Here is a 15,444-nt window from a genome sequence, read left to right as displayed (position 1 = left end):
TCTTTTGTTTGACTACGTCGAATCTTTGATTTCAAGACAAAAGAACATTTAAGAAAAAAATAAAGCGTAAAGATAATTACGCTTTAAAAATTTATTTTAATCAAAATTCATTACTTCCTCCAACGTCTTCATGTATTCATAAGCCGTTAAGTCAAACTTTACAGGAACAATGGAGATGTAGCCATTTGCCAAAGCCGTTTCATCAGCATCCTCGGAATCATCCATATTGTTGAAATATCCTGTCAGCCAGTAATATTTTTTGCCGTGCGGATTGACCCTTTCGTCAAAGCTTTCTTCCCATTTTGCATGAGCCTGTTTACAAACTTTTACGCCTTTGATTTCTGCTGCGCTTAATTTCGGAATGTTTACGTTTAAAACAATTCCTTTTGGCATTGGGTTTTCCAAAGTTTTTCTGACAATATTCTGAATATATTCTTTTGCTTGAGTAAAATCTGCTTCCCAGCTGAAATCCAACAGTGAAAATCCGATCGCCGGAAGCCCTTCTACACCTGCTTCCACAGCTGCAGACATCGTCCCCGAATAGATCACATTGATCGAAGAATTCGCCCCGTGATTGATCCCCGAAACAACGATATCCGGTCTTCTCGGCAAGATTTTGTCAAGAGCCATTTTTACGCAGTCTACGGGAGTTCCGCTGCAGGAAAAATCTGTTTGAGTGCCTTCGAGCTGTACTTCTTCGTAACTTAAGGTAGAATTAATGGTAATAGCGTGACCTTTTCCGCTTTGAGGAGAATTGGGTGCCACGACAACAACTTCTCCGATTTCGTTCATAAAACTGATAAGATTTCTGATACCAGGTGCTGTAATTCCGTCGTCATTAGTAACCAGAATAAGTGGTCTTTCCATAAAATATTTTAATTTTAACAAAAATACTTAAAAGTATTCGATTATTATAAATAAGGTATTAAATTTGATAGTTTGTAACAGTTATTTAATTATAACTACTAATTGAGATACTTTTAAAAAAAATTAATAAAATACATTACAGATTTATGTGGAAAAATTTTAAACTAAATAAATTTTTACTCCTAATTCCATTAACAAGTCTAATGTTTTGTTTCAACTCACCTCAAAATGATGATGAAAAGATGCAGACGATAATGGTAAGCGTTAAGAATACACTTTCTTATTTACATTACAGCCCAAAACCAATTAATGATGCCTATTCAAAAGATGTTTACAAGCATTATTTTGAGTTGGTGGATCCTGCAAAAAGATATTACCTTCAGTCGGATATGGATGAATTCGGGAAGCATGAAACCAAGCTTGATGATTATCTTAACCAAGGTGATCTGACGTTTTACAAGCTTACGATCGACAGGTTATACCAAAGAGTGGATGAAATCGACAAGATCACTCAGGAAATCTTCAGCAAACCGATTAACCTGGAAGAAGATGAAACATTAACCCTGGAGCCAAAGCTTAAAAAAGTACCTGCAAACAAGCAGGAGCAGTATAATGAGTGGAAAAAATTCATCAAATACAATATTCTTCAGGAAATTGAATCGATGAACAGCAAGGAAGAAGCTCAGAAAGAGAAAAAAGACTCTGTTCAGAAATACAATTTAAAGGATACGATCAAATATCAGCCTTTAAATCAGCAGGCAAAAATCAAAAAAGCGACCGATGAGGTGAAAGATCTTGTAAAAGAAACATTTACGAGATTCAAAAAGAGAAAGAAAATGGACTGGTTTACCGTCTATATGAATGCTTATACCGAAGTTTTTGATCCGCACACCAATTATTATTCTCCAAAAGATAAGGAAGATTTTGACACCAGTTTCACAGGAAAGGTAATCGGAATCGGGGCAATCATTCAGGAGAAAAAGGGTTATCTTTATTTGGGTGCGCTTACCATCGGAGCTCCGGCCTGGAAATCAAAGCAGCTTTCGGAAGGCGATAAAATTTTAAAAGTTAAATCTAAACCTAAAGAAGATGCCGTAAACGTTGTAGGAATGCTTTCCGATGAAGCCGTACGTTTGATCAGAGGTGAAAAAGGAACGCCGGTAACATTAACGGTTCAGAAAAAAGACGGAACGATCAAAGACGTTACAATGATCCGTGAAGAAGTGGCCATCGAAGATACTTTTGCAAGAAGTATTGTGGTAAATTCTCCAAACGGTAAAAAATATGGTTTTATCAATTTACCAAGCTTTAATGCTGATTTTGAGGATGCTAAAGGAAGAAATGCTTCTGATGACATCAAAAATGAGATCATTAAATTAAAAGCTCAGAATATTGAGGGAATCGTTCTGGATTTAAGAAATAACGGCGGAGGCTCATTAACGGAAGTTGGTGATATCATGGGACTTTTCATGGAAGCAGGGCCTTACGTGCAGGTAAAAGACGGAAACGGAAAAATCCAGACTTTAAAGAATAAAAATGAAACTCCGATCTGGACGGGCCCGCTTGTAATCATGCAAAACGAGCTTTCTGCTTCTGCTTCTGAGATTTTAGCAGGGGTAATGCAGGATTACGGAAGAGCAATGATCATCGGTTCACCACAATCTTTCGGAAAAGGAACGGTACAGACGTTTGTTGATCTAAACAGGTTCCTGAATACAGAAGATGATTTCGGATCTTTAAAGCTGACCATCCAGAAGTTCTACAGAATCACAGGAGAATCTACCCAGAGAAAAGGTATCGTTTCTGATATTCAGACGAAAGATTTCTTTACTTATGCTGAAATTGGCGAAAGATATGATGATTATGCCTTAGCCTGGGATAAAATTCCGGGGACAAACTTCAAAAAACTGAATTATTTCAACATTCAGGCTATTGAAAAAGCAAGCAATGACAGAATGGCTAAAAATACCAATTATCAACTGTTGCTAGAGTCTGCTCAATGGAGAGAACAATTGGACAAGGAAGAAACGATTACGCTTAATATCAATAAGTTTAATGAGTTGATGAAGCAAAGAAAAGGACAGATCGAAAAATTCAAAGCATTGACGAAATTCGAGAACGGACTTCAATTCACAATGTATCCAAACGAGATAGAAAGGGAGAAAAAAGACGAAGCCTTCAAGAAAAAATCTGATATGTGGATCAAAAATCTTAAAAAAGATCCTTACCTTCAGGAAGCAATGAACATCGTTGGAGATATGGTTGTAAAATCATAATCATAATATGCAAATACAAAAACGCCGCTAATTGAAAATTAGCGGCGTTTTTATTGATATAAAAGTGGATTATTTAATTTCTATACATCCCACTCTTCCGCCCGCATTTCCTGTAGGCTGAGTGTGGAAATCGTCTGCCGCAGCATGTACAATCATCCCTTTTCCGATAATGTTTTTAGATTCGTCGGCACAACCAAGACACCATTTGTCGGTTTTAAATGTCAAGGTAGCAGTTCCGGACTGGTCAGCCACAAGATTCCCGATATCTCCCATATGGAAGTGCTCGGCGCCCCATTTTCCGTGGTCGTCTTTTGCAGGATTCCAGTGTCCTCCTGTAGAAGTTCCGTCAGCTGCAGAACAATCGCCTTTCTCATGAATATGCACCGCATGGATTCCCGGAGTAAGATTTGTAACCTCAAGCTTCATAACGACCTCGTTTTTTTTCTGAGTAAATTTTGCCGTTCCTCCCGTCTGTGTACCGCTTTTAGCGTTTACAGAATACGTTTTCGTTGTACAGCAAGATGCTGCCAAAAACGCACATCCCGCCAATAATGTCAATGTTTGTCCCTTCATTTTTAAATAATTTAAGTGATTAAAGATCTTATAAAGGTAAAAATTATTTTCAGAACACTTTATGATTGCAGTTCTTTTTTCATAAATAGCAATAAAAGACAAATCATTTTCATTGGCTGTTGATACCTTTGTCAAAAATATTTCTGCCATTGGAAGAATACAAAAAAAGAATCATAAAAGCAATACAATACATTGATAATAATCTTGATATAGAACTTTCTTTAGAAAAAGTTTCAGAGATTGCTGCGTATTCTCCATTTCATTTTCACAGGATATTCAGGCTGATTACGGGTGAAACGATTCAGAGCTATATCATTCGAAAAAGAATTGAAAAAAGTGCTTTTTATTTAGCTTTGCGAAAGAATATAAAAGTAAAAGAAATTTATCTCCAATTCGGCTTTTCAAATCACTCAACATTTAATAAAACGTTTAAAAAATATTACGGAAAAGCTCCATCCGAATTCCGGAAATCTGCCCCTGAAAATTTTCATAAAATTCAATTAAAACAAAGCAAGAATGGACAAATTGATATGGTTTTTCAACAATACATTTGCAATATAGAAAACCTATTAAATTGGACGAACATGAATTTAAAAATTAAAGTAACCGATCTTCCGGAAATGAATTTGGCAGCCGTTATGAGCCTTGGAATTGCCAATGTAGAACATTCTTTTAATATTTTGATTAATTGGGCTAAAAAGAAAAATCTGTTCTCAGAAGATCATGTAAAAATGATTTCCGTTTATCATGACAGCTTTAAAGTTACGCCAGCAAACAAAGTAAGAATCCATGCCTATATGCTTTTGGATGAAAAATTAAAGAAACAAGAAGGAGAAGTTTTCTCGGAAACCATCGAACCCGGAAAATTCATTTTTGGAAGTGGTGAAGTAACATTGAATGACTTTGAGCAATGCTGGGTTTCCCTCTTTTTATGGATAAAAGAAAACAATTATACTGCTCGCAAAGCCTTTCCTTTTGAAATCTACCACACCAATTTCAAAGAGCATCCCGAAGGAAAAATGATCGTCGATTTCTGTATTCCCATTAATTAGGAGAATTATTTAAGACGTTACATTTGTCGTTCTGAAAGAAGCAAAGCGCATTGAAGAATCTCTAATAATTGACTGTTGAGATTCTTACTTCATCAGAATAATAAATAATTTTTCGTTTGTTGAGTGAAACTCCCTTGCAGACGAGAGTACACATGATATTTCAAAAAACCTGACGTTAAAATTACCATTCGGAATTCAAAATCTACAGCTCAGCAACAAAAATTTAACAGCAACAAAAATTCGTCCTATTTTTGAATCGAAAATTAACAGCTATGAAAGAACAGGGTCAAAAATTATTATTTCTAATAACTTTTTCTTTATTTACCTTCAGCTTTGCCCAGGTAAAAGTTTCAGGAAAAGTGATGTTTAGAAATAAAGGAATTGGAGATGTAAATGTTTCAATTAAAAACTCTTACGACGGAGCAACAACAGATGCCAACGGAAACTTCACTTTCGAGACTTCGGAAAAAGGAGACAAAATTTTAACATTCACACATCCAAAATACATTGATGTAGAAAAGCCGGTCACCATTGAAAATGAAAATGTTTCGGTAAATGCAGAATTAAAAGAACAGATCAACGAGATCGATGCGGTCGTAGTTTCTGCGGGGTCAATTGAAGCCAGCGACAAAAAAAGAGCAACAGCACTTTTAACGCCAATCGATATTTATACCACAGCGGGCGCAGACGGGCAGATTTCTTCAGCTTTAAATTATCTTCCCGGCGTTCAGAAAGTTGGCGAGACAGAAGGTCTTTTTATCCGTGGAGGAACGGGAACCGAGTCTAAAATCTTTATGGATGGAAGTTTAATCAACAATTATTTCTCAAATTCGGTTCCGGGAATTGCAGGAAGAGATCGTTTTAATACTTCACTTTTTAAAGGAAACATTTTCTCAAGCGGCGGATATTCTGCATTGTACGGCCAGGCTCTTTCAGGTGCTTTGATGTTGGAAAGTGTTGATCTGCCGGACCAAAGTTCTTATGATTTCGGGATTTCTCCGATATTTCTGAGCGCAGGTTTTCAGAAATTAAGTGAAGATAAAAATCATTCTTACGGCGCAACTTTAGGCTATTCTCTATTGAGCGTAATGCAGAAGGTCTTCAATTTTAACACAGATTTTATTGATGCCCCGCAAGGCTTAAATGGCGATTTTAATTTCAGAATTAAAACTAAATCAGGCGGATTTTTCAAATATTACGGAATGTATGATTCCAATAAAATGGGCGTGCGGGGAGAAAGCCTTGAACCGGAATATGATTTTGCCCTCGTAAGGTTAAAAGGAAAAAATACCTATCACAACTTATCTTTTAAGCAGAAATTCGGGAAATATCTCTTAAATGCAGGAACTTCTTATTCTTACAATAAATCGGATTTAAATTTCTCAACAGAAACCAATGATCTGGAATCAGACAAAACCCAATTATTAACAGACGGAAATTACATCAATTTTAAAGCTGTTTTAGAAAGAAAAATCAATAAAATAAGCGCGTTGAGAGGTGGTTTTGAATTAAATAATACAGACGAAAAACTTCATTTTGATCAGGTGAATAAACATTATCAGGATTTGATTTCATCTGTTTTTGTGGAGACGGATTTAGGTTTCAGCAATCAATTATCCGCGAAAATCGGGGTGAGGGGAGAAAATTCTTCTTTTTTAAATAAAAGCAATATCGCACCACGTGTTGCCCTGGCTTATCGTCTGGCAAAAGACTGGACAACATCGATTGCCTATGGATTGTTCTATCAAAACCCTGAAAGTAAATATATTAACGGTCCTTCAAATTTAGATTTTCAAAAATCACAGCATTACATCTTCCAGCTTCAAAGATCAACGGAAGGCAGAAGTTTGAGATTGGAAGCTTTTTATAAGAAATACGATCAATTGATTAAAACTTTTAATGTAACGCCAAATAACGAACAAAATCAACAGGTTTTAACTGCTTTAAATAACGACGGGTATGGTTATGCAAAAGGAGCGGAATTATTCTGGAGAGACAAAAAAACATTCGAAAATATTGATTACTGGATCAGCTATTCGTTCTTAGATTCAAAAAGAGATTTTATGAATTATCCGGTGAGCTTAAAGCCGAATTTTGCTTCAGAACATACGCTTTCAGCCGTTGCCAAAAGATTTATCCCAGAATGGAAATTAGGCGTTAATTTATCCTACACTTACGCAAAAGGTCGACCTTATTACGATATTGCAACAAAAGATGTAAACGGTCAAATTGTTAACTTTACAAGAAATGAAGGAAGGTTAAAAGATTATAACGCTTTGAATATAAGCTTCAATTATCTTCCGAATTTAGGTAAGAAAGATGCAAAAGCATTCACCGTTTTTGTGTTGAGTATTTCGAATATTTTAGGCTCAAAAAATGTCTACGGATACAATTTTTCTGTAGACGGATCGAGAAGTTCTGCGGTCGTGCCTCCGGTAAATACTTTTGTGTTTGTAGGCGCATTTATCAGCTTTGGAGTTGATAGAACGCAGGATGCAATTAATAATAATTTGTAAAAATATAAACAAACAACACTTTTAATGATTTAATTATATCAATTAAATACATATCTTTGAATAAAATATAAACTAACCTCAAAAATTAGAAATTATGAAGAAATATCTATTAAGTTTTGCTTTAGCCTTTGTAAGCTTAACTGCTTTTGCTCAGGCAGATTACGAAAAGGCGATGACTGAAAAGATCGCTAAAATAGAAACAAGTAAAACAGCCGAAGATTACACAGCGCTGGCGAATGATTTTCACAGAATTGCAGGAAAAGATGAAAATAAATGGTTGCCTTTCTACTATGCAGCTTTTGCAAATCTTCAGAAAGGAAGAGCATTGATGAGAGAGGGTAAAATGCAGGAACTTGATTTCATCGCCGGGCAAGCTCAAAAATATATCGAAGCAGCATCTCATGTTGCTCCGACTGACAATGCAGAGATCCATTTGCTGACCAAAATGATGTATTCTTTAAGAATGATGGTAAATCCTCAGGAAAGATACATGACAGACGGGGCAAAGGCTGCAGAAGAGCTTAAAAAGGCTGAAAAGCTGGATCCATCTAACCCAAGAGTTGCTTTGATCAAAGCTGAAGACACCTATTTCACTCCGGAGCAGTACGGCGGAAGCAAAACAAAAGGAATAGAGCAGTTTAAGGATGCTTTGGCAAAATTCAACGCATATACGCCAAAAACTTCTCTTGACCCGAACTGGGGAAAATCAGAAGCAGAATATTTCATCAGCCAGGCTAAAAAATAATCTGTTAGAATCAAAATATAAACCTTCCATTACGGGAGGTTTTTTTATGCGGTTCAGTCACGGAAAATGACCGCTCAGGAAGAAATAATTTTAAGTAATTTTAATATAAACTAATTTTGAACCAAGAAACCCACTCATGAAACGTAAAAATTTTATCACTTTACTTTGGATATCACTCGCCACTTCAATGTTTTTCTTTTTCGTTTTTACTGATGAGAAAACCGTTGAGAATTTTTTTCTTACCGTATTGATATCTTTCATGTATTCTTTAGTTTTAGGAGTTGGGAATGGCTTAATTAATGATTTCCTCAACAAAAAGTTTCCATGGTCTGAGGCAACGACAAAAAGAGCGGTTATCAGCATTGTTTCGATTCTTATCGCGAATATAATTTTAGTCTATTTCTGTAATTACATGAATTTTGTTGTTATTCAAAAATCAGCAAATACGGCAGAATATTTCTCAGGAAAGTATAATTATATCAATTGGTTTACAATTAATGTTGCCTTATTAATCTCGGCTTTCCTCCATGCAAGAGGCTTTATGGAAGAATTAAAAAAGACTTCCAAAAAAGAAGTGGTGGAGCAGAAATTAATCGCAACATCGGCCAACGCCCAATTTGAAAGTTTAAAAAATCAACTGGATCCGCATTTTTTGTTTAATTCATTAAATGTTTTAAGTTCGTTGATCGATGAAAATCCCAAACAGGCGCAGAAGTTTACCGCTTCAATGTCAAAGATTTACAGATATGTTTTAGAACAGAAAGATAAAGAATTGGTTACGGTAGAAGACGAGGTAGAATTTGCCAAAACCTATTGTGATTTATTGAAAACACGATTTGAGGACAGCGTAGATTTTGTTTTTGAGGTAAATAAAGATGATTTACGAAGATTTGTGGTTCCGCTTTCCCTGCAATTATTATTGGAAAACTGTATCAAGCATAATTTTGCAACGTCTTCAAAACCTTTGATCATTAAAATATTTTCCGAAAATGATACGCTTTGCATTGAAAATAATCTTCAGGCAAGAGAGCAGATAAAAGAAAGCGCAGGGATCGGTCTGGCGAATATTGTTCAGCGGTATTCATTATTAACGAAAAGAAATGTTTTCATCGAAAAATCCGAAGATTATTTTAAAGTAAAACTTCCGGTATTATCGGCTAAACCTAATGTTGTCAGTATTAAAATTGATGATAAAGATAAATCGTATGAAAGGGCAAAGAAAAGGGTGAAAGAGATTAAAAGCTTCTATGTAAATTTAATTTCATATTGTATTATCATTCCATTTTTAATTATCGTAAATCTTATTACAAGTCCGCAAAATATCTGGTTTTACTTTCCGATGCTGGGATGGGGAATCGGTGTTGTAGCGCATGGGATGAGTGTTTTTGCCATAGGAAAAAGCTGGGAAGAGAAAAAAATCCGCGAAATTCTTGAAAAACAAAATAAACAATAAAAAACATAAAAAATAAGAAATCATGGAAAATATTGACGAAAACGATATCCGTTACAAAGAAGCCGAAAGAAGAGTAAAAAAAATTAAGAACTTTTACGTTCTCACTTTTATTTATTTTGCGGTCAATGCATTTATTTTATTTCTTAATTACAGAGAATTACATGAAGGGGAAACGATTTGGCATTTGAAATATTTCAGCCTTCCGATCTTTTGGGGAATTGGCGTAATTGGCTATGGAATGAGCGTTTTTCTGCCGGGATTTATCCTCGGAAATAAATGGGAAGAAAGAAAAATAAAAGAATTAATGGAAAAAGAGAAATAAATGAAAATTTTACCAATACTCTTTACCGTTTCCATGGTTGCATGGTTTGTCAGCGAGATTCTTTACAAAAGAATGTTAAAATCAGGAGAAAATGACAAAAAGAACAAAGATCAGTCTACGTTGAACTTGTTGTGGATCGCGATTCCGTTTTCTATTTTGAGTGCTGTGATGGTTTTTTATTTAACGGATTTTCCGATTGCAAATTCTGTTTGGATTTTATACGCTGGAGAAATTTTCATCCTTATTGGAATTATTTTAAGATTCATCATTATCAGATCTTTAGGTAAATATTTTACAGTTGACGTGACGATCAGACAAGATCACAAAATCAAAAAAGAAGGATTTTACAAATATCTGAGGCATCCGTCTTATGCTTTCTCTTTACTAACTTCTTTGGGGCTTGGTTTGTATTTAAATAACTGGTTTTCATTGGTTTTGGCCTTTATTCCGCCGTTTATCGCATTTAATTATAGAATTAAAGTTGAAGAAAATGCTTTAATTGAGCAATTTGGCGAAGAATATTTGGAGTACAGGATGAAAACGAAGAAATTAATTCCGTTTATTTATTAGTAAAATTGAATGGATGTTCACGAAGCATCTCTCAAAAAATCAGCACAAATATCTGTGTAATCAGTCTAATCTGCGGTTAATAAAAATACCCAATTTCTATTAAGTCTCAATTTTTACAATTCAGTTCTCAATTTCTACCGTTCGGTAAGATAAAATTGATTTGAGGCTGATTGTTAACCTAAATTTGTCTCAACAAAACAAACAAATAACTTTTAAACAATAAAAATTATGGAAACTTTCAACAAAGAAAATTTAGCCTACGAAAAAGCATCAAAAAGAGTAAAAGAAATAAAAGGATTCTATGGAAACCTTACTTCTTACTGCCTTGTAATCCCGTTTTTGGCGGTCCTTAATCTTTTGACATCGCCTGGTCAATTATGGTTTTACTGGCCAATGTTAGGATGGGGAATCGGTCTTGCAGCGCATGGCGTAAATACTTTCGGGATCGGAAAAGACTGGGAAGAGAAAAAGATCAGAGAATTGATGGATGAAGACAGAAGAAACAACAAAACAGTTTAATTAATATCCTTAAAACGACTACAATGGACTATAATCAAGCACAAGAAAGAGTAAATCAGTTAAAAAAGTTCTATAAAAGCCTTACATGGTTTGCTATTATTTCAATTTTTTTATTTTTTAACGATATTTTCAAAAACGGAAAATTTGAATTAACATTTTTCAACGGATCAATAATTTTAACAATTTGGGGAATTATTTTGACCGTAAAAGCCGTTAAATTATTTATCCTGAACTCAGATTGGGAACAAAAAGTGTTGAATGAAGAGCTTAAAAAAACAAAGCAGCCAATAGATTTTAAAAGCTGATAACTTTTGAGTAATTTTATTTCAAATTTAAGACTAAAAAGAAGATTCAATGATCAAAACTGTCATTATCGAAGACGAAAAGCCTGCTTCAAGGAAACTAGAAAGAATGTTGAGCGAATTCCCTGAAATAGAAGTTGTTGCAAAGATAGAATCTGTGGAAGAAGGGGTGCAGTGGTTTTCGGAAAACGAGCATCCGCAACTGATTTTTTCGGACATTGTTTTAGGCGACGGTTTATCTTTCGATATTTTTGAAAAAGTTCCGACAAAAGGTTTTATGATCTACACGACAGCTTTTGATCAATATACCTTGAAGGCTTTTAAATTAAACAGTATTGACTATCTTTTAAAGCCGATTTTAGACGAGGATCTTGGTAGGGCAATTGAAAAATTCAAATCATTTATTCCTTCAGATAATTCTGTCAACTCATTAGAAATTAAAGAGTTAATTAAAAAAGATAAAACAACTCTTTCCCGAATTTTGGTAAAGATAGGATATAATTTGAAGATCGTTCAGACGCATGAAGTAAGCTGTTTTTTCAGTGAAAATAAAATCGTTTACTTACAGACCCAAGAGAGAACGTATCCGTCAGACTTTACGCTGGATGAGCTGGAAGATGTTCTGGACGAAAAGAAATTTTTTCGTGCCAACCGACAATTCATCATTAATTCAGATTTCATTAAAAATATTCACACTTCCCCAAATTACAAAGTAGAACTTCAATTTCAGCCGCAGGAAGAAATTACCGTGAGCCGTGATCGCGTAAAAGATTTTAAAGACTGGCTGGTAAGTTAATTTTGAAAAAGTAAAACTTCTCACAAAACCAAAACCCAAAACAAAAAGATTAAACTCAAAACTCGTATCTCGCAACTACTTGTAATCAATACGGTTAGCTTCTGTATCTTCAAGTTGTTTTATAATTGAATTTGGAATTTCATCACTGTCAATCGGAAAGCTGATAGAGTCGGGGAGAAAAGTTTTTCGGTCTGCTTTCTGAAAAATCTCAAAAAGAGCAATCGGCTCTTGATTAAAACTGATACACGTACTTATAAAATGCAACTCATGGAGCTTATATTCTGGATTTTTAAGTTTTTCCTTGATATCTTTTATTCTTGAAATAAAATGTCTTTGGCGGATAAATGTATTGCTGTTCATGATGATAAAAACATAATCAGAATAGGCAGTTACCTTCCCAAAATACTTGTGGTGATCGCCGCCGCTTCTCTCAATAAAATATTCGCCGGAAGTCTCAGATTTGTAGATTTCCATTGCTGAGCGCCAAATCCGGTCTTCTTTCGCCTGCAAAGGATTGTCGGGCAGATTTCTGTTGTAAGAATACCAGCAGCCTACCAAACGATCCAAAAGTGCGGTATTTTGCCTGGCGTTATTCATATCAATTTTCAGATCATTAAAATTGAATGCTTCTGTGTTTGAATTAATAAAATCGATATAGTTTGAATAACCCAATACTTTGACAATCATACTTAATTTTGCCAGATTGGGCTTGCTTAAAATAGCATTTTCATTGTGATAAAATTTCTTTAGCTTATTGATTATCAAATGTTCATAAAGATAATTTGAACCGAGCAGTTCGGGTTCCTTTTTTATGTTATTTTCTGTATTGTCATTGATTATTAAATCATTAAGTTCGGCAACAATGTATGACCATTCGGTTTTTGTGACATCTTCCCAATGATTTTTCTTTAAAAAGTACAGACTTAAGAAATTCATTAACTTCTCAAGATGCAGAATATCTTCTTTTTTCATTGTTTATATTTGATTGTAAGACTAATATAAGATTTTTATACGACTAAATAAGATTTTTGGAAGACTTTTATATTTTAAAATCAAACCAAATTTGAGTAGAAAATAAAAGTTAAAACAATGGAAACAAAAATGTTATTACAAAACGATTCTCTCTGGAGCAGGCTTCAGGAGTTTTCGCTGGACGCTCCCAATGTTGATTTTCCTTTCTCAAAAAAGCTGGCCAAGGAAGAAAGCTGGACAGTAGATTTTACTAAAAAAGCGATAGAAGAGTATAAAAAATTCGTTTATCTGTGCTGTGTTCTTCCAAACGGAGCTTCACCAAGCGAAATTGTTGATAAAGTATGGCACATGCACCTTATTTACACACAAAATTACTGGGAAGAATTCTGCCCGAATATTTTGAAAAGAAAGCTTCATCATCATCCTTCAAAAGGAGGTTTTGCCGAAAAAGATAAACATCAGAACTGGTTTTCAGATACCCTAAAAAACTATAAAGAAATCTTTAATCAGGAAGCCCCGGCAGAGATTTGGAATAATACAATTAAACACAAGCAACCTGTGAAATCATGGCTCAGAATCCTGAAAATTAGTGGTTTAACAGGTTTTCTATTGATGGTGTATTCCTGCTCAGACAGCACTTTTAATACACTGGCAATCGTTTTTGGATCGATTATAAGTTTTTTCCTGCTGATAAGTTTTCTGTCAATGATTTTAGGTGTAAATACTCCAAAAGATCAGGATAAAAATGACAATAGTGCTGACGGCGGTGGCTGCAGTGGAGGTGGCGGAAGTTGCGGTGGCGGTTGTGGAGGAGGATGTGGTGGTTGTGGCGGATGCGGCGGTTAAAAAACCAGATATTATGAAAAAGATAATTATTCATACAATCCCGATCGCGGTAAGTTTCTTTTTGCTTGCAGCACAAGATCAAATATGCAATCCGATTATTTTAAAAGGTCCGGAATTTTTAAAATTTTATCTGATTCTTTTAGCAGGATTTTACGCTTCTGTTTTTAGTCTGAAATTTTTTAAAGAAACGATTTCAGGAATCACATTTTATTTTGTGATTTTCATTCTGATTTTAGGAATAATAAAATTAATCAGAGGATTATTTTTAGGAAAGCCTGTCGGGTTTTTAATCATCATTTTAATCCTGGAAATCATTGTGCTGATATTTTTTATATGGCCAAACTTAAAGCAAAAGATTAATTAAATATTCTGCCATAAGAAAAATAAGCCTGAAGATATCTTCAAGCTTATTTCATTTATTTTAATTGATAATTTTAGGCAATTACGCCGCTTCCCAAAAGCTCATCATCAATATACCAGGCTGCAAACTGACCTTCCGCAATGGCAGATTGAGGTTGCTCAAATTCCATATAAAAAACATTTTCAAACTGATAAATTGTTGCTTTCTGAAGCTCCTGTCTGTAACGGAATCTCGCCATTACTTCCATAGATTCGCCATTTTTTAATCTTAAATCTTCACGTACCCAGTGCAGCTCAGCATTATCAACTTTTAACGCTTTTTTATGCAAACCGGGAAAGCTGTGGCCTTCTCCAACGAAAATAATATTGTTTTCCATGTCTCTAGACACAATAAAACAGCTTTCTTTATGTCCGCCAATTCCAAGTCCTTTGCTTTGTCCGATCGTAAAAAATTGGGCACCTTGATGCTTTCCGATTACTTTTCCGTCGGCCTTTTTATAATTGATTTTTTGACTTAAATATTCTAATTCTTCTTCTTTTGATGAAAATTCAGGTTTTTCCTGTGAAAATAAAGGAGAATCTTTAAAAATTTCAACAATTTCACCTTCTTTTGGAATTAATTGCTGTTGCAGAAACTGCGGAAGGCTTACTTTTCCGATAAAACATAATCCCTGAGAATCTTTTTTATCAGCCGTTACCAATCCGATTTCTTTAGCAATTTCTCTTACCTGAGGTTTTGTTAATTCACCAATCGGAAACAACGCTTTAGACAACTGGTCCTGATTCAGCTGGCATAAAAAATAAGACTGATCTTTATTATTGTCTTTTCCTGCTAGAAGGTGAAAAATTTCCTTTCCGTTTTCATCAAAAGTAGAATCTACTCTTGCATAATGTCCTGTAGCCACTTTTTCAGCGCCTAAAGACATTGCCGTCTTCATAAAAACATCGAATTTCACTTCTCTGTTACACAAAACATCAGGATTCGGAGTTCTTCCTTTCTGGTATTCATCGAACATATAATCGACGATTCTTTCTTTGTAAAGCTCGCTCATGTCGATCACCTGAAACGGAATTCCCAATTTCTGGGCAACCATTAAGGCATCATTGCTGTCCTCAATCCACGGACATTCATCTTCTAACGTTACCGAAGCATCGTTCCAGTTTCTCATAAACAAAGCCACAACTTCATGGCCTTGTTGTTGCAGCAAATATGCTGTAACACTCGAGTCTACCCCTCCGGATAATCCTACTACTACTTTCATTGTATTTCAATTT

16 protein-coding genes are annotated in these 15,444 nt (G+C 34.8%); 12 read left to right on the top strand and 4 right to left on the bottom strand.

The features are described 5' to 3' along the window. Positions 1 to 96: 96 nt before the first annotated feature. Positions 97 to 867, bottom strand: a complete 771-nt coding sequence (surE, locus tag BLT04_RS07660) for a 5'/3'-nucleotidase SurE (RefSeq protein WP_089755195.1) — start codon at positions 865 to 867, stop codon at positions 97 to 99. A 146-nt stretch (positions 868 to 1,013) separates the two neighbouring features. Here surE and BLT04_RS07655 point away from each other — a divergent pair, with 146 nt between their 5' ends. Further along, positions 1,014 to 3,143, top strand: a complete 2,130-nt coding sequence (locus BLT04_RS07655) for a carboxy terminal-processing peptidase (protein ID WP_089755194.1) — start codon at positions 1,014 to 1,016, stop codon at positions 3,141 to 3,143. A gap of 69 nt (positions 3,144 to 3,212) precedes the next feature. Here the strand turns inward: BLT04_RS07655 and BLT04_RS07650 are convergent, their stop codons facing one another. After that, positions 3,213 to 3,716, bottom strand: coding sequence for a superoxide dismutase family protein (locus BLT04_RS07650; RefSeq protein ID WP_089755557.1), 504 nt, complete (start codon positions 3,714 to 3,716; stop codon positions 3,213 to 3,215). A 149-nt stretch (positions 3,717 to 3,865) separates the two neighbouring features. On the opposite strand from BLT04_RS07650, the gene BLT04_RS07645 reads away from it, so the two are divergent. The 9 genes from BLT04_RS07645 (at position 3,866) to BLT04_RS07605 (ending at position 11,991) form a co-directional block, all read left to right on the top strand. Beyond that, complete coding sequence (locus BLT04_RS07645) at positions 3,866 to 4,768, top strand: AraC family transcriptional regulator (RefSeq protein WP_139166220.1); 903 nt, start codon at positions 3,866 to 3,868, stop codon at positions 4,766 to 4,768. Between the two features lie 272 nt (positions 4,769 to 5,040). Further along, the gene (locus tag BLT04_RS07640) at positions 5,041 to 7,284 is read left to right on the top strand and encodes a TonB-dependent receptor (protein WP_089755192.1); all 2,244 of its coding nucleotides are present in this window, start codon (positions 5,041 to 5,043) and stop codon (positions 7,282 to 7,284) included. Positions 7,285 to 7,378: 94 nt separating this feature from the next. Beyond that, positions 7,379 to 8,029 (top strand): hypothetical protein, encoded by a 651-nt coding sequence (locus tag BLT04_RS07635; RefSeq protein ID WP_089755191.1) that lies wholly within the window; start codon positions 7,379 to 7,381, stop codon positions 8,027 to 8,029. 136 nt (positions 8,030 to 8,165) lie between these two features. Continuing rightward, positions 8,166 to 9,482 (top strand): 2TM domain-containing protein, encoded by a 1,317-nt coding sequence (locus tag BLT04_RS07630; protein ID WP_089755190.1) that lies wholly within the window; start codon positions 8,166 to 8,168, stop codon positions 9,480 to 9,482. 22 nt (positions 9,483 to 9,504) lie between these two features. Beyond that, entirely contained in the window at positions 9,505 to 9,804 is a 300-nt protein-coding gene (locus tag BLT04_RS07625; RefSeq protein ID WP_089755189.1) for a 2TM domain-containing protein, read from the top strand. After that, positions 9,805 to 10,374 (top strand): methyltransferase family protein, encoded by a 570-nt coding sequence (locus tag BLT04_RS07620; RefSeq protein WP_089755188.1) that lies wholly within the window; start codon positions 9,805 to 9,807, stop codon positions 10,372 to 10,374. It abuts the gene before it with no gap. A gap of 228 nt (positions 10,375 to 10,602) precedes the next feature. Further along, a complete protein-coding gene (locus BLT04_RS07615; RefSeq protein WP_089755187.1) occupies positions 10,603 to 10,893 on the top strand; it encodes a 2TM domain-containing protein in 291 nt (96 codons plus the stop codon). A 23-nt stretch (positions 10,894 to 10,916) separates the two neighbouring features. Then, positions 10,917 to 11,198, top strand: a complete 282-nt coding sequence (locus BLT04_RS07610) for a 2TM domain-containing protein (RefSeq protein WP_089755186.1) — start codon at positions 10,917 to 10,919, stop codon at positions 11,196 to 11,198. 49 nt (positions 11,199 to 11,247) lie between these two features. Further along, positions 11,248 to 11,991 carry a LytR/AlgR family response regulator transcription factor gene (locus BLT04_RS07605; RefSeq protein WP_089755185.1) on the top strand — a complete coding sequence of 248 codons (744 nt, stop codon included), beginning with the start codon at positions 11,248 to 11,250 and terminating at the stop codon, positions 11,989 to 11,991. Between the two features lie 75 nt (positions 11,992 to 12,066). Here the strand turns inward: BLT04_RS07605 and BLT04_RS07600 are convergent, their stop codons facing one another. Continuing rightward, positions 12,067 to 12,963, bottom strand: a complete 897-nt coding sequence (locus BLT04_RS07600; RefSeq protein WP_089755184.1) for a hypothetical protein — start codon at positions 12,961 to 12,963, stop codon at positions 12,067 to 12,069. A gap of 117 nt (positions 12,964 to 13,080) precedes the next feature. Here BLT04_RS07600 and BLT04_RS07595 point away from each other — a divergent pair, with 117 nt between their 5' ends. Further along, positions 13,081 to 13,809, top strand: coding sequence for a glycine-rich domain-containing protein (locus tag BLT04_RS07595; protein ID WP_089755183.1), 729 nt, complete (start codon positions 13,081 to 13,083; stop codon positions 13,807 to 13,809). Further along, a complete protein-coding gene (locus BLT04_RS07590; protein WP_228421930.1) occupies positions 13,709 to 14,173 on the top strand; it encodes a hypothetical protein in 465 nt (154 codons plus the stop codon). The genes BLT04_RS07595 and BLT04_RS07590 overlap by 101 nt, the downstream gene beginning before the upstream one ends. 70 nt (positions 14,174 to 14,243) lie before the next feature. Here BLT04_RS07590 and mnmA read toward each other — a convergent pair whose 3' ends face one another. Further along, positions 14,244 to 15,431, bottom strand: coding sequence for a tRNA 2-thiouridine(34) synthase MnmA (mnmA, locus tag BLT04_RS07585; protein WP_089755181.1), 1,188 nt, complete (start codon positions 15,429 to 15,431; stop codon positions 14,244 to 14,246). Positions 15,432 to 15,444: the final 13 nt, after the last annotated feature.

This window comes from Chryseobacterium soldanellicola (assembly GCF_900100115.1).
GTDB classification, from domain to species: Bacteria; Bacteroidota; Bacteroidia; order Flavobacteriales; family Weeksellaceae; genus Chryseobacterium; species Chryseobacterium soldanellicola.
This window is presented reverse-complemented; position numbering and strand designations above follow the sequence as displayed.

Bases quoted from the DNA above. Each gene is read 5' to 3' on its own strand.
- surE (WP_089755195.1), bottom strand. From the start codon at position 867: ATGGAAAGACCACTTATTCTGGTTACTAATGACGACGGAATTACAGCA.
- BLT04_RS07655 (WP_089755194.1), top strand. From the start codon at position 1,014: ATGTGGAAAAATTTTAAACTAAATAAATTTTTACTCCTAATTCCATTA.
- BLT04_RS07650 (WP_089755557.1), bottom strand. From the start codon at position 3,716: ATGAAGGGACAAACATTGACATTATTGGCGGGATGTGCGTTTTTGGCA.
- BLT04_RS07640 (WP_089755192.1), top strand. From the start codon at position 5,041: ATGAAAGAACAGGGTCAAAAATTATTATTTCTAATAACTTTTTCTTTA.
- BLT04_RS07635 (WP_089755191.1), top strand. From the start codon at position 7,379: ATGAAGAAATATCTATTAAGTTTTGCTTTAGCCTTTGTAAGCTTAACT.
- BLT04_RS07630 (WP_089755190.1), top strand. From the start codon at position 8,166: ATGAAACGTAAAAATTTTATCACTTTACTTTGGATATCACTCGCCACT.
- BLT04_RS07625 (WP_089755189.1), top strand. From the start codon at position 9,505: ATGGAAAATATTGACGAAAACGATATCCGTTACAAAGAAGCCGAAAGA.
- BLT04_RS07620 (WP_089755188.1), top strand. From the start codon at position 9,805: ATGAAAATTTTACCAATACTCTTTACCGTTTCCATGGTTGCATGGTTT.
- BLT04_RS07615 (WP_089755187.1), top strand. From the start codon at position 10,603: ATGGAAACTTTCAACAAAGAAAATTTAGCCTACGAAAAAGCATCAAAA.
- BLT04_RS07610 (WP_089755186.1), top strand. From the start codon at position 10,917: ATGGACTATAATCAAGCACAAGAAAGAGTAAATCAGTTAAAAAAGTTC.
- BLT04_RS07605 (WP_089755185.1), top strand. From the start codon at position 11,248: ATGATCAAAACTGTCATTATCGAAGACGAAAAGCCTGCTTCAAGGAAA.
- BLT04_RS07600 (WP_089755184.1), bottom strand. From the start codon at position 12,963: ATGAAAAAAGAAGATATTCTGCATCTTGAGAAGTTAATGAATTTCTTA.
- BLT04_RS07595 (WP_089755183.1), top strand. From the start codon at position 13,081: ATGGAAACAAAAATGTTATTACAAAACGATTCTCTCTGGAGCAGGCTT.
- BLT04_RS07590 (WP_228421930.1), top strand. From the start codon at position 13,709: ATGACAATAGTGCTGACGGCGGTGGCTGCAGTGGAGGTGGCGGAAGTT.
- mnmA (WP_089755181.1), bottom strand. From the start codon at position 15,431: ATGAAAGTAGTAGTAGGATTATCCGGAGGGGTAGACTCGAGTGTTACA.